Genomic DNA, 404 nt, shown 5'->3' on the forward strand with positions numbered 1-404 from the left:
CTTATTGTCACGGGCGTCTATTCCTAAAAGCAATACGGTGAAAGAATCCTTCTTCGGGTCAAATTCTTTGATCCGTTTTACGGACTGGTCGCCGCGGTCAAGGCTGACGTGCGCTTCTTTGGTCGCATTATTCAATTTCACAAATGCGTAGGTGCCGACGGAACCGGCGATCACCAATAAGAAAGCGGCGAATACCAGTACAAATTTCACCCATTTTCTGAGGCGTCTTTTCTTTTTTCTGCGTTGAGATCGTTCTTCCATATCATTACCTCTCGTTTCTATTCTTTGTGAAGCGTACCATAATTGTTGACTCGGAGCAACTCTGCAAATGAGAAAATTCTAAATCTTTCTCTCTATTTCGACAACATCTACTGTTATTTTTGCATCAGGTTCACATTATATTG

General features: G+C 42.1%; 1 pseudogene. It reads right to left on the reverse strand.

Annotated elements, in window-relative coordinates:
* Positions 1-261: pseudogene (locus tag SB658_RS22110) on the reverse strand (LytR family transcriptional regulator); the annotation flags it as partial.
* Positions 262-404: the final 143 nt, after the last annotated feature.

It is taken from the genome of Bacillus sp. SIMBA_008 (genome assembly GCF_046535495.1).
GTDB classification, from domain to species: domain Bacteria; phylum Bacillota; class Bacilli; order Bacillales; family Bacillaceae; genus Bacillus; species Bacillus subtilis.